The 13365-nt window shown below is 42.2% G+C and carries 11 protein-coding genes; 7 read left to right on the top strand and 4 right to left on the bottom strand.

Translation table 11 applies throughout. The features are described 5' to 3' along the window. Nucleotides 1-51 precede the first annotated feature (51 nt). The 5 genes from mazG (at nucleotide 52) to AC1DUD_RS10650 (ending at nucleotide 4350) form a co-directional block, all read left to right on the top strand. Nucleotides 52-855 carry a nucleoside triphosphate pyrophosphohydrolase gene (mazG, locus tag AC1DUD_RS10630; protein ID WP_477374399.1) on the top strand — a complete coding sequence of 268 codons (804 nt, stop codon included), beginning with the start codon at nucleotides 52-54 and terminating at the stop codon, nucleotides 853-855. Nucleotides 856-929: 74 nt separating this feature from the next. Beyond that, the gene (locus AC1DUD_RS10635; RefSeq protein ID WP_477374401.1) at nucleotides 930-1358 is read left to right on the top strand and encodes a hypothetical protein; all 429 of its coding nucleotides are present in this window, start codon (nucleotides 930-932) and stop codon (nucleotides 1356-1358) included. Nucleotides 1359-1533: 175 nt separating this feature from the next. Then, on the top strand, nucleotides 1534-2088 hold the full coding sequence (locus AC1DUD_RS10640; protein ID WP_477374403.1) for an RNA polymerase sigma factor: 555 nt from the start codon (nucleotides 1534-1536) through the stop codon (nucleotides 2086-2088). Continuing rightward, nucleotides 2081-3601, top strand: coding sequence for a hypothetical protein (locus AC1DUD_RS10645; protein WP_477374405.1), 1521 nt, complete (start codon nucleotides 2081-2083; stop codon nucleotides 3599-3601). The genes AC1DUD_RS10640 and AC1DUD_RS10645 overlap by 8 nt, the downstream gene beginning before the upstream one ends. Then, complete coding sequence (locus AC1DUD_RS10650; RefSeq protein ID WP_477374407.1) at nucleotides 3598-4350, top strand: hypothetical protein; 753 nt, start codon at nucleotides 3598-3600, stop codon at nucleotides 4348-4350. The genes AC1DUD_RS10645 and AC1DUD_RS10650 overlap by 4 nt, the downstream gene beginning before the upstream one ends. Before the next feature lie 308 nt (nucleotides 4351-4658). On the opposite strand, the gene AC1DUD_RS10655 is transcribed toward AC1DUD_RS10650, so the two are convergent. Next, a complete protein-coding gene (locus AC1DUD_RS10655; RefSeq protein ID WP_477374409.1) occupies nucleotides 4659-5810 on the bottom strand; it encodes an ABC transporter permease in 1152 nt (383 codons plus the stop codon). A 155-nt stretch (nucleotides 5811-5965) separates the two neighbouring features. On the opposite strand from AC1DUD_RS10655, the gene AC1DUD_RS10660 reads away from it, so the two are divergent. Together AC1DUD_RS10660 and fmt are read left to right on the top strand one after the other, a co-directional pair. After that, nucleotides 5966-7207: an exo-beta-N-acetylmuramidase NamZ family protein gene (locus tag AC1DUD_RS10660; RefSeq protein ID WP_477374411.1), complete on the top strand. Its 1242-nt coding sequence runs from the start codon at nucleotides 5966-5968 to the stop codon at nucleotides 7205-7207. Nucleotides 7208-7241: 34 nt separating this feature from the next. Next, nucleotides 7242-8159: a methionyl-tRNA formyltransferase gene (fmt, locus tag AC1DUD_RS10665; RefSeq protein ID WP_477374413.1), complete on the top strand. Its 918-nt coding sequence runs from the start codon at nucleotides 7242-7244 to the stop codon at nucleotides 8157-8159. Between the two features lie 299 nt (nucleotides 8160-8458). Here fmt and AC1DUD_RS10670 read toward each other — a convergent pair whose 3' ends face one another. The 3 genes from AC1DUD_RS10670 to AC1DUD_RS10680 form a co-directional block, all read right to left on the bottom strand. After that, the gene (locus AC1DUD_RS10670) at nucleotides 8459-9532 is read right to left on the bottom strand and encodes a hypothetical protein (protein ID WP_477374415.1); all 1074 of its coding nucleotides are present in this window, start codon (nucleotides 9530-9532) and stop codon (nucleotides 8459-8461) included. A 342-nt stretch (nucleotides 9533-9874) separates the two neighbouring features. Next, the gene (locus tag AC1DUD_RS10675) at nucleotides 9875-11833 is read right to left on the bottom strand and encodes a M1 family metallopeptidase (RefSeq protein WP_477374417.1); all 1959 of its coding nucleotides are present in this window, start codon (nucleotides 11831-11833) and stop codon (nucleotides 9875-9877) included. Between the two features lie 198 nt (nucleotides 11834-12031). After that, nucleotides 12032-13297: an anthranilate synthase component I family protein gene (locus AC1DUD_RS10680; protein WP_477374419.1), complete on the bottom strand. Its 1266-nt coding sequence runs from the start codon at nucleotides 13295-13297 to the stop codon at nucleotides 12032-12034. Nucleotides 13298-13365 lie beyond the last annotated feature (68 nt).

A 13365-nucleotide genomic window follows, 5' to 3' on the forward strand; every position in this document is an offset into this window, starting at 1 on the left:
TTAAAGATGTTATCATACCTTTGCAGCATAAGTATTCATTATAAATAATTTATGCCTTTAAAAGCCCCTGAAACCGCACCTACCGCCACCATAGCGTTCAATCGCCTGCTCATCATCATGGACGACCTAAGGGCCAACTGCCCATGGGATAAAAAGCAGACGCTGGAAAGCCTGCGCCACCTTACCATTGAAGAAACATACGAGCTAAGCGATGCCATTTTAGGCGGCGATATGCCCGAAATAAAAAAGGAAATTGGCGATATCATGCTGCACCTGGTTTTTTATGCCAAAATAGCTTCCGAAACCAACGACTTCACCATTACTGATGTTTTGAATAGCGTTTGCGACAAGCTGATAAACCGCCACCCGCACATTTACGGTGATGTGGAAGTGCAGAACGAAGAAGATGTAAAACGCAACTGGGAGCAAATCAAGCTTAAAGAGGGCAACAAATCTGTTTTGGGTGGAGTTCCGGCATCCTTGCCGGCACTGGTAAAAGCATCGCGCATACAGGAAAAAGCACGTGGTGTAGGGTTTGATTGGGAAGAGAAAAGCCAGGTTTGGGCTAAGGTTGAGGAAGAGTTGCAGGAATTTAAAAATGAATTTAATGCCGAAGACGAAAGCGCCATCGACCATGAAAGGGCCGAAGCCGAATTTGGCGACCTGCTGTTCTCCTTGATCAATTACGCCAGGTTCATCAATATCAACCCCGAGAATGCACTCGAAAAAACCAATAAAAAATTCATCAAACGTTTTCAGTACCTTGAACTTAAGGCACAGGAAAATGGCAAACAATTACATGATATGAGCCTGACCGAGATGGATGTTTTTTGGGATGAAGCAAAAAAACTATAAAAATATTGTTGCCTGGTGTATCGTTTTATTAAAAAGATGCGTAATGGTTAAAAATTGATAACGAGATAAGATTTATGAAACGTAATTTATTTTACCTGCTGCCATTACTGTTAACATTAGGTGTAGCCTGTTCACCCAAAAACGAAGTTGTTCCAGTAGCCCAGCCGCAAGGCAATTTCACCGGAACATTTGGTGCTCTTGTTAAAAAAGCAAGCGGTGCCGGTTATGATACTATTCGCGATACAATAGCTTTAAAGCTAACTGCGGCATCATTATTTAAAGTAGCCGCCAATACCAGGAAGCATGTAGCAAGCTACGGCGGATTTGTGTACAACGGATACTATATTCAGTTCAATGACTCATCGGCAGTAGTACCGGGTGTTAATAAATTTCACCTGAAAGGCGTTTACCAGTATTTTTATGACGGTAATGTATTTCAACTACAACGCAACAGCAATGGCGATACATTAACTGTTCAATACAACTTGAAAAAAGCTAATTAACTAAAAGTTCAATTGTTTTAATTACGATGCCGGTACCTGTATCTATGGGTACCGGCTTTTTTGATTACAACAGGCAAACAATACCGGCATATTTTTTTATTTATTTTTGTATCGTTTAAATCTTTTACTGCGTAAAGGCTTTTAAAACAACATTTAGCGGAACTAAGTATATTTAATGCATCCACCCCCTCGCATTACCGAAGAAGAGATCGTAAGGCAATGCAAACAAGGCAGCTTAAAACATCAGGAATTGCTGTATAAGCAGTTCTATGGCTATGCTATGGGTATTAGTTTGCGTTACAGTTTAAACCGCGACGATGCCCTTGAAGCTGTAAATGACGCTTTTATAAAAGTGTTTAACGCTATTGGCGGCTACAACATTGATAAGCCGTTCAAAGCCTGGCTCCGCACTATTTTGGTTAACACAGCCATCGACCGCCGGCGTAAAGACCTTAAATTCCAGCTTAATGTTGAATTGGAAAATGCTGCCCCCATCAGGAGTAATATGGGGCCAGTTGATAATTTAAATGCACAGGATATTTTAAAGCTGATGGTTGAGCTCCCAACTATACAACGAACTATTTTTAACATGTATGAGATAGACGGCTATGATCATGACGAAATAGCCACAACGCTCGGCATTCCGGTAAGCTCATCGCGCGTTTACCTTAGCAGGGCGAAAGAAAGATTGAGAACTATATTAAGAAAAGAAGCACAAAACCATGGATGATCAGTTGGATAACGACTTAAGAGACCGCATCAGGGAAGTGTTTGATAATTACGAAGACACTACTGCTGATGAAGGCTGGCTGCTGCTCAGGGAGCGATTCCCTGTTCAGGAAAAACAGCGCCGCCCGGTTTACCTATGGTGGGCAAGCGCCGCTGCTGTCCTTTTGCTGTTTTTAAGTATAGGCTTATGGATAGCCTCAAACAAAGGTAACACGAATGACCATGCCCAGATCACTGCTGTTAAGCCTGCAAAACCTGTGTTGCCGCAAAACAACGCCGCTGATAGTACCATTCAAAACGCCGCTCCGTCACAGGCTCCAGTGATAACTAAGCAGTCACCTGCAACAAACCTTGCAGCCAACAATAGTGCACAGCAGTCAGCAACAAAATTGAACCCGGCCGGCGGTGCATTGGCAAATAAGCCCAATGTACTTGCAAACAATAATGCCTTGAATAAACCGGCAGGCAACGCAATTGTAAATAAACCGGCAACTACTGTACCTGTATTTACACCTGTAGCTGTAACGCCTGCTGCCATTAACCCGGTCAACAGTATTGCAAAGACCATCACTCCTGCCGTTCAGCCTGCGGATAATCATGTTTCAAACGTGCCATTTGGCAAAAAAGCAGATAGCGTAAACTCTGTTTTATCGCAAACAAACACGCAGCAATTTGCCAATGCCCCAGCTGTACAGTCTCCGGTTAACACCAACCCGGCAAAAACACCTTCTGTTAATCCTGTTCCATCAGTTGTAAAAGTAAAACAAAAGACCAGCTCTATGGAAGCTTTGCTTGCCAGTGATCATGATCAACCTAAGAAACCTGATATGGAAACGGACGAGCGCAGGGTTAAATTTAGTGTTTATGCCGCAACATTCTTTAATTATGCCAAGGGCAGTCAAAACCAGATAAACGCCGGTGCAGGTTTTACATCTGATATTAAACTGAGTAAAAACCTTAAACTTTCAACAGGTTTGGCTTTGGCTCAAAACACACTTAATTATAATAAAAACCAGCCATCAAATGGTGCAGCGGCAGTGTCCTTTTCACCATCATTAAGCACCGCTTACAGTGTGATGGCTGATTTTAATAAAGTATCATCGAGCCCTTCATTCAAAAACTACAATGCTAACCTAATCGGCCTTGATATCCCGGTTAACCTTAAATATGAATTTAACCCGCAAAAAAATGACACTTATATTTCTGCTGGTTTAAGTTCGGGCACATTTATCAATGAAGCCTACACGGCAAGTTACAGCTACCCGGGATTAGCGCAGGCTGCCGGTGTACAAGCGCAAACATCCGACGAAACAACACATAAAAGCTTTAACAGCTTTTATTTTGCCAAAACCCTGAACGTGGCATTTGGTGTTGGTTATCCCCTTGGCAAAAGCAACAAGTTAATAATTGAACCTTTTTTGAAATACCCGCTTGATGGCCTTGGCTCACAGCAGATAAAATTTGGAGCAGGCGGTTTAAACCTGAAACTGAACTTTACAACACATAAAAAATGAAAAAGTACCTCCTTATCCTTGCCCCGTTGATGCTTAGCGGGCTGCAGCTCTGCGCCCAAAAATTAGAAGTTTCTGTACAGGCAAATACCGGCTTATTTCATTTTGCAGGCAAATCAACAACAGCTACCACCCAGGTATTACAAGGCTCAACCACCGGCAACGCGATGGACTATGCTAATAACCCGTATGGCAATAAAAATGGCTTTAGTTATGGTGGCAGCATCCAGGCTCAAACGGTGTCAAAAGGTGGGTTTATTGTGGGTTTACAAGGCGGCTATGAATTATTAAGAAGTAAGGTTGATATTGATAAGTATAGTCCAATAACATATCTTACATATGATGACTATTTACCCATAGTGGCAAATGATCCAAGTTTCGCGGCAACCGGACATGTTGCTTTTCAAAGCCAGAGTATTAATCTTAATCCATATATCGGCTATCGCTTTCAGCTCAATAAAGTTAAACTTGATATTTTACCGGGGATGGATATCGGCCTGATACTGAATAGCCGCGATAAAGGCGAAGTAAAAGATAAAGATGGCAAAATTTATAAAGTTGACCGCGAAAGAAGTAAAGCACCAACCGATGTAAGGTTACGCCTCGGTGCTGTAGCCAGTTACGGCCGTTATGGCTTAAATGCCAGCTTTGCCCATGGATTGACCAATTACATGAAAAATTATATTGGCGATGCCTCCTTTAACGCGCATAGCGAATATTTTAGATTGGGATTAAGTTATCGGTTGTTTTAATTTAGGCAATTGCATATTACTCAGCCGAGCAGGAAATCAAGTTGAAAAATCCCCCAGAGCGGGAACAGGTTTGTAGTAGTACATTATATATCACAAATAACCATGCCAGAGGTACGGAACACCGGAGTTGTATACCTCCGGCACACTAAAAATTTATTTGTTTTTATTCCTACAAACCTTTTGCACCTCTCGTGCAACATTTCACCTCTTTACTTAATAACACTGTCCACTGAAACAGCCTGCAACTTTCTTAAATAATACATTACCTCCTTGCCATTTTATTTAAAACCGATTTAGAAATAACTGTCTTATTTAAATTGAATAGCTTTTACCGGCGAGATCCTGCTTACCAGCGTTGATGGTATGATAAGCACCAGCAGACAAATGATCAGCGTACCGATATTGAGGACAACGATATCAAAAATATTAAACTCAACAGGCACAAAGGTCATGTAATATGATGCCTGGTCGAGTTTAAAGAAGTGGGTATACATCTGGAAGTAACCGAGACCAATTCCCAGCAAATTACCTAACAGCAAGCCTAAACCAATCAGGTATGAGGCATTGATGAGAAATACCTTACGGATAGCCCAGTTAGAGGCCCCCATGGCTTTGAACATCCCTATCATGGCCGTGCGCTCAAGGATCATGATCAGCAGTGCTGATATCATATTAATAACCGCTACGGCCACCATCAGTACCAGCATCACTACCGAATTAACATCCAACAGGTTGAGCCATTCAAATATGGTGGGATAATCTTCTTCAATAGTGTACTCTTTCAATTTTACAGGCAAAACGGTATCAAGCGCGTTGGCCGCCTCATTGATATGATCAAAATCAACTACACGCAGTTCGTATTGACCAATTTCATTCGGCTTCCAGTCGTTAAGGCGGTTAATAAGTGATAGCGCACCTATAACAAAAGTTTTATCTACCTCTTCAACCCCGATATTGAATATGCCTTTGATCTTGAACTGGCGCTTACGCAATGGCTCCTGCACAAAATACATCAGCAGCTTATCCCCTACTTTAAGTTTAAGCCTGTCGGCCGTTGTTTGCGAGATCATGATCTCTTTTTGAGCCTCAACAGAATCAGCAAAGCTGATCACATCGCCGGCTACCATCATTTTTTTAAAGTAGCTCCAGTCGTAGTTTTTATCAACGCCTTTAAGTACAACGCCTTCAATTTCGTTATTAGCCTTAACAATCCCCGGCTTGGTGGCCACCGGCATTACATGGGTAATAAAAGGGCTTTTGAGCGCACGTTTAACAAACTCACTATCGGCGGGGAATGAAGAACTTTGATATGTATTGTTCAGGTCGAACTTAACTACGCGGATATCGCCCGCAAAGCCGCGAACTTTATTGCGGATTTCGTGTTTAAATCCTTTAACGATAGCAAGGGACAGTATCATTACGCCAAGGCCCAGCATAATGCCTATAATTGCAATACGCACTATCAGTTTTGAAAATGTGCGTTTTGATTTAAATGTTATACGGGCTGATATAAAGGAGGCGAAACTCAATGGCAGACTGATTTTTTGTACCTTCGCAAATATGCGGTTTTGCTGTTAAACCTGCTACTTTTAAAATTGTTTCAACTCAATATTTTATGAATAAGATTTGTGCTTTTTTACGATTTGCCCTCATAACAGTTTTACTTGCAAACACAGCCTGCAGCCATGCAACGGATTGTAAGAGCTGCAAGGCCACATCTATCCCAAAAAAACAAAAAAACGGCCCGATTATTCCCGGAGCCGATCAAATTCCATTGTATATTAACTATCTTAAGGGAAAAAATATAGGGATGGTTATTAATCAAACTTCTGTTATTGGTAAAAATTTAACTGCCAGTGTAGATAGTTTGGTGCATTTAGGAGTAACCGTAAAAAAGATCTTCGGCCCTGAGCATGGTTTCAGGGGTAATGCCAGCAACGGCGCTACCGTTGGCGATGCTAAAGATCCTAAAACCGGATTGCCTGTAATATCCCTTTATGGTAACAAACACTACAAACCAACTGCGGCCGATCTGAAGGGTATCGACCTGATGATATTTGATATCCAGGATGTTGGCGTACGCTTTTACACATACATATCAACCCTGCACTATGTAATGGAAGCCTGTGCCGAAAATAATGTAGAGCTGATGATATTTGACCGCCCCAATCCTAATGGTTATTTAATTGACGGGCCTATTTTGGATACCGTTAACCGCTCATTTGTAGGCATGCACCCCATACCCATTGCTCACGGCATGACCATTGCCGAATATGCCCAGATGATAAATGGCGAAGGCTGGTTAAAAAACGGGGTTAAATGCAAATTAAGGATCATTAAAGTGGCCAATTACAAACATAATTTGCCTTATACCTTACCGGTAAACCCTTCACCTAATTTAAATACGCCTATATCAATTTTATTATACCCAAGCACCTGCCTGTTTGAAGGCACAACCTTCAGTTTAGGCCGGGGTACGCTTGTTCCTTTTGCGGTTTTAGGACACCCGGCGCTGAAAGGTAAATACAGCTTTTCGTTCACCCCGAAAAGCATCCCCGGCATGAGTGAGAACCCGCCACAGAAAGACCAGGAGTGTTTTGGCGTCGATCTGCAAAATATTTCACCAAATGACATCACCAGCGTGGGCTCTATCAACCTGAAGTGGCTCTTAGAGTTATATAACGCATTCCCAGATAAGGATCATTTTTTTAACGCTTATTTTATCAAGCTTGCGGGTACTGCCGAGCTACGGAAACAAATTGAAGCGGGTAAAACCGAAGAAGAGATCCGTGCCAGCTGGCAACCGGGGCTTACTGCGTTTAAAGCCACGCGTAAAAAATATTTACTATACGAATAACAGAATAAAGCACATCTAAATACCTAAACATACTATGAGAATTATATTTATGGGTACCCCCCAATTTGCCGTTGCCTCGTTAGATGCTTTAATTAAAGCCGGCAGTGATATTGTTGCTATTGTTACAGCGCCCGATAAACCGGCCGGAAGGGGGCAAAAAGTTAGTGAATCGGCCGTTAAGCAATATGCTGTAGCCAATGGCTTGAAAGTGCTGCAACCCGAAAAACTTAAAAACGAAGATTTCATTACCGAATTGAAAGCACTTAAGGCCGAGCTGCAGGTTGTAGTAGCCTTCAGAATGCTGCCCGAAGTAGTTTGGAACATGCCCGCCAAAGGCACGATAAATTTACATGCTTCACTTTTGCCGCAATACCGTGGCGCTGCTCCCATTAACTGGGCGCTGATCAATGGCGAAAAGGAAAGCGGTGTAACCACCTTCTTTTTAAAACATGACATTGATACCGGCAACATCCTGTTCACCGAAAAAATAACCCTTACCGGCCATGAAGATGCCGGCGAACTGCATGACCGCCTGATGAACAAAGGGGCCGGCTTACTGGTAAAAACGGTTAAAGCGGTTGAGAGCGGCCGTTACAATGAACATCCACAATCGCAATTGGCCGAAGGAACAGAATTAAGACACGCACCAAAGATCTTTAAAGATGATTGCCAGATAGACTGGACACAACCAGCCTTGTCAATCTATAACAAAATTCGCGGACTTAGCCCCGTGCCAACCGCTTATACTGAGCTCAATGGCAAAAATTTAAAAGTTTACGCATCCGAATATCAGCTATCGGAAACAGACATACAACCCGGGGCCTTTTTAACCGACAACAAAACTTATTTAAAGTTTGCAGCTAAAGATGGTTTTGTATTGTTAAAAGACATTCAGTTAGAGGGTAAGAAACGTATGGGTATAGAAGATTTTTTGAGGGGAGTGAAGTTATAGCTGATTTGTGATTGTCGACCTTGGGATCTCTAAAATGAACCCGAGGCTGATAATTATCAGTAATAGAACATAGATTATCTAAGAGCAGGCATAGCGCAGACCATCAGGGTCCTCTGCGAGAGACCCTGATGGGACCCGAAAATAGGACGGAACGGAAATAAAACGTCGGCTGCACCATACCAACGCTTTATGTAACTAACTTTTAACTGATCTTAAATAAGAACGAGGTGCACTTTAATCCATTTTAACATAGCGGCGATTATCTGTGTTGCCTAAAATCCATAGTTTTTTTCTGGCACTTATTTGCAATTGTAAGTGAAAGCATTTACGCCCGAACCATTGATTGCCATGCTAACCGGCAAATTCTTATCGTTGTATTCATAGGTAAGGGCTGCATTAACATCCGCAGGTGCCCCTCCGGCAACCTGCCTCAGCTTTCCGGTAATTTTAACCGGATTATTCTTACTCATGATGGCGCAGCGTCCGGCCCAAAAACGAATCTTGTCCAGGTTATACGCACCGAAACCACTGAAATCTTCGCCAATAAATTTCCAATATTTTGAGATAGCCATATATGGTGAGGGTTTATCATCATAGGTTATAGTCAGTAACTCGTCTGAAGTCTGTTTGTAATCGATCCGGCTCTCGCCTCCGGGGTAAACAGTCGTCTTTTTTGACCAATCGTATATGATCTTCGCTTGTGTTACATTGTCATTGGCATCATAAACAAAATTAAGCTCGTATCTGAAAAGTATAAAGTTGTCGGCATCTGTGGAACCGCTTCCTGCCAATAAAACTGTAGTAAGGTGTTTCTTCGCGTCGTCATACAAAAATTGATACAATGAATCTCTTCTAAATGTATTAGGCGGATTGGTAGCGGCAAACAACTCATGCATAAATCCAGGATTGCCATCATAAAGATTTCCGCTTCCGCCAGTGTAACTATAGGTAATATTAATATTGCCATAGTAATGATTTCCGTTGCCATCAACCGATGCTGAAGGATAAGCATCAACAGCTTTAGCAGAGGTAATGGTTCTGACAAATGGCCCGTAGTAGTAATTAGGCCCCGTCATTTTGGTGAGAAGACCTTTATCATCATACTCAAAATTACGGACTCCAAGTGCCTGGTCAATATCACTTGCTATAGCGCATCCTGTGGGATTTACAACAATTGGATTAGGGATGTTAGATGGTTTTCTACAACCATACAAAGCTGTTAACAAGAGGCTCATGAACAAGGCAGAAAGCACGGGATGGTAAGTTCTCCTATTTCTTATCTCAGGAATAGCATTTGCTTTTTTATTTTTTTGGGGATGAGGTAATCCGTATTCAATGTTGTTGAATGTAAAATGGTTTTTAGATGTTTTCATTACAGGTAGGTTTTTGGTTTATTGTGGTTTTATAAATCGCTTAAAAAGCTAATCATATAGCTATCGTCAGCGAAAATATTACCCGGCAAATAAACGTCATAGGCAAAGGAAGTGCTTACGAATTTGTTGCAAATACATATGAGTTTGTTGCATTGCAAATTCCCTTTTACTGTATTGATCTGTTATCTGATACAGGCATTAGGAGTAACGAGGGAAGGTAGAGAAGATCAAGGTATAAAAATCGTCATTGCGAAGGTACGAAGCAATCCCCGACCTACAGGGCCGCTCTGTATAGTTCGCGATTGCTTCGTTCCTTATAATGACGTAATGGAAAGTATATGCTTACTTTTTCAATTCGTAACTATTATTACTTCTATCAACATCAGGATAAATCTTATCCGGGTCGATAATAACTTTGGCAACAGTGGCTTTTTTATCCCCTGTAAAACTATAAATGCTGCTATACTCCCAAATCTCTACCGGGAATTCACGGTGTTCTTTTGAACCATCGGCATAGGTTATTTCAACCACTAATGGCATGGCAGCCTTGTCCATATTTTCAATGGTGATGTTGGGTTGGGTACCTGCCGGGCTTTCTACTTTAGTTATCTTTTGATCGAGGCGATAGTTTTCCAAAAACATCGATTTCCAAAACCAAGTAAGGTCTTCTCCAGTTGAGCTGTCTATGCTTCTGAAGAAATCCCAGGGCGTTGGATGTTTATAAGCCCAGTCGCGGATGTATTTCATGAAAGCACGGTCAAAGCGCTCCTGGCCTAAAATCTGATTACGTAAAAGGTTTAACGAGTAAGCCACTTTTTGATATTGCAACGGATAAACCTGGTTGCCGGGCAGTGCATCGGGCCGGGTAACAATAGGCAATAACTTTTCTGAAAACAGGGAATCAAGCGGACTATCGATCTCTACGTAACCTATAAACTCACCTTTGTTAAAGGCTTTGACAGCTATTTTGTCAATAAACATATTAAACCCTTCGTCCATCCATGCATATTTGCGTTCATTGCTGCCCACTACCATCGGGAACCAGGTGTGGCCTAACTCGTGGTTTACTACAGCAAAATACATATTACCGGTATCTTTTGCCGAACAGAAAACCATGCCGGGATACTCCATACCATCAAGATTTGAAGCCACATTAACTGCTTTATTGTAGGGATACGGAAACCATTTCTCTGAAAAATGCTGCAAGGTGAATTTGATATATTCCGACGAACGCTTCCAGCTGCCTTGCTTCTCCGATTCTACCGGGTACACCGAACTTCCCATTACCCGCCTGCCATCGGCAAGCTTAAAACTTAACCCTTCCCAAATAAATGAGCGCGAGGCAGTCCAGGCAAAATCCCTTGCGTTATCAAGCTTAAATTTCCAGGTACAGGTTGCCTTGGCAGGCCTTGATGATAGATCGGTTACTTCCTTTGCCGTACGGATCTGTACCGGCAAATCGCTTTGTTTGGCTGCTTGCCAGCGTTTTAATGCAGATGGCGTTAATACTTCCTCGGGATTAAGCAGATCGCCTGAGCTTTCTACAATAAGTCCTGATGGTACGGTAATGTTTACCCTGAAATTACCATACTCCAGGTAAAACTCACCGTTACCTAAATACGGCAGCGTGTTCCATCCTTCTATATCATCCAGCACACACATCCTGGGGTACCATTGTGCTACGGCATAAATATTACCGTTTTTTGTAGGGAGGATATCGGTACGGTTAACCAGGAAATCGGCATTTTTATAGTTTACAGGGAAATTATACCGGTAGCGGATACTGAAACTGATTGCCTGTCCGCTTAAAAGGGGCTGCGCCAGTTCAAGCTGCATTCGGGTATCATAAATATGATATTTAATATTTCCGCCTTTATTACCTGCAAGTTGTACGCCTTCTACCTGATATCCGCCGTCGGGAGTAGTTTTTTCAGGATCCTGGTAAAGGAACAATTTGGATTGGATCCCCCGCGAATCTTTTTTAAACACATTTTGCTCCAACTGTAACCACAAGGCAGAAAGTGCCTTCAGGCTATTATTAGTATACGTAATGGTAGCAGTGCCGGTGATTACATTGGTTTTATCATCAAGCGCCACATCAATCGCATAATCGGCCTTGTTTTGCCAATAGGCAGGGCCTGGTTCGCCGGTGGCTGTACGATATGAATTGCCCGGCGGTAATAACGGTTGCGCCGGAAAGAGATCAGCAGGGCGGTTTTTTGTTTGGGCGAGTGTTATGCTGCTAATAAATAACAACAGGGTAACGGGAATCAGTTTTATGTTTTGTAGGGGTTTTAACATAATGATGATAAGAAGAAAAGAGTGATGATACTTTTACAGCTAATATAGCAGAAAATTGATAATTTACTACCACACACGCGTCATTGCGAGGAACGAAGCAATCCCCTATCAGCGGAGTAGCTATGCAAATCCGCCCTGTAAAGTTGGGGATTGCTTCGTTCCTCGCAATGACGGGTTATTTTTGGGTTCTTAAAACAATCAATTTCCTCCCAAAACCTCCATCACCGCGGCAGCCTTCAACAAACATTCCTCATATTCATTTTCGGCAACGGCATGATAGGTAATTGCCCCACCTGCATGAAAGGACAGGTATTTAGTTGAAGAGTTATAGAGTAAAGAACGGATCACTACGTTAAAATCAAAATCGCCATCGGGACTAAAATAGCCTATTGCGCCTGAGTATACGCCGCGTTTACTGCGCTCATATTGTTCCATCAGCTGCATACAGCTCACTTTTGGGGCCCCGGTCATGCTGCCCATGGGGAAAGTATTCTTGATAGCCTGTACATTTGATAAGCCTTCCTGCAACTCGCAAACAACAGTAGAGATCATCTGATGTACCTGCTTAAAACTGTAAATGCCAAAAAGCTCTTCAGTTTTAACAGTACCGGGTTTAGCCGAGCGGGTAAGGTCATTACGTACCAGGTCAACCACCATTACGTTTTCCTGTAACTCTTTGGGGTGATTGCGAAGTGTTTGTTTGGCCTGTTCGTCAGCCTGAACATCATTCAGCCTTTTTGCGGTACCTTTTATGGGTTGAGAGATAAGCTTGTTTCCCCTCTTAGCTAAAAAGCGTTCGGGTGAGGCGCCGAGGATGTAGTTTCCATTCCATTTGAAAAAAGTAGAGAATGGATTAGGTGAAACTTCATTTAAACTCCTGAACATATCCAGAGGTGCAAGAACCACGCCCTCTGCAAAAAACTCCTGGCAAAAGTTGGTGACATAAATATCGCCACGGCCGATATGCTCTTTTATTTTATTTACCGTATCAATGTATTCCTTCCTGCTAAAGCGGGGCTTTAAACTTATAACGGGCGGCTGACCGGGAATGGTTAATTCCTGTTCGTTTATCGCTTTCATAACCAATTCAGGTTTATCTGAAATGATCGCAACCTCGTTTTCTTTGATCAAAACAAGATGTTGGGGAACAAAAAAATACAGATCAGGAAATCTTAAACCATCAGGATTAGCGGATGTAAGCGCCTCAATTTCATTTTTAAGGTCATAACCAAGGAAGCCAGTCATCCAGCCGGGGTTGTTTTCCCTAAACTGTTCAAGCTCATTAAATGCGCTACCTGTGTTTACAGTAAGTTCAGCGCGCGCACCTGCCGCTATCAGGGTATCAAATTTGGAATAGGGATCGTTAAATCCGTTGGAATCCAGATAGCAGGCGGCATTAAATGTTGAAGCCCATTGTAGCGCTTTCTGTTTAAATTCCGGCAAATCCTGTACCTGTACAATCACGCTGCAAAAATAACCAAGTAAATGAAATTAGATTGGTTTAATGTTAATCGATTTGTATTGGTGGTTTC

This window comes from Mucilaginibacter sp. P4_A11, assembly GCF_056402535.1.

Excerpts from the sequence above, each read along its gene's own strand:
- AC1DUD_RS10650 (WP_477374407.1), top strand. The coding sequence starts at position 3,598 with ATGAAAAAGTACCTCCTTATCCTTGCCCCGTTGATGCTTAGCGGGCTG.
- AC1DUD_RS10635 (WP_477374401.1), top strand. The coding sequence starts at position 930 with ATGAAACGTAATTTATTTTACCTGCTGCCATTACTGTTAACATTAGGT.
- AC1DUD_RS10670 (WP_477374415.1), bottom strand. The coding sequence starts at position 9,532 with ATGAAAACATCTAAAAACCATTTTACATTCAACAACATTGAATACGGA.
- fmt (WP_477374413.1), top strand. The coding sequence starts at position 7,242 with ATGAGAATTATATTTATGGGTACCCCCCAATTTGCCGTTGCCTCGTTA.
- mazG (WP_477374399.1), top strand. The coding sequence starts at position 52 with ATGCCTTTAAAAGCCCCTGAAACCGCACCTACCGCCACCATAGCGTTC.
- AC1DUD_RS10640 (WP_477374403.1), top strand. The coding sequence starts at position 1,534 with ATGCATCCACCCCCTCGCATTACCGAAGAAGAGATCGTAAGGCAATGC.
- AC1DUD_RS10645 (WP_477374405.1), top strand. The coding sequence starts at position 2,081 with ATGGATGATCAGTTGGATAACGACTTAAGAGACCGCATCAGGGAAGTG.
- AC1DUD_RS10675 (WP_477374417.1), bottom strand. The coding sequence starts at position 11,833 with ATGTTAAAACCCCTACAAAACATAAAACTGATTCCCGTTACCCTGTTG.
- AC1DUD_RS10660 (WP_477374411.1), top strand. The coding sequence starts at position 5,966 with ATGAATAAGATTTGTGCTTTTTTACGATTTGCCCTCATAACAGTTTTA.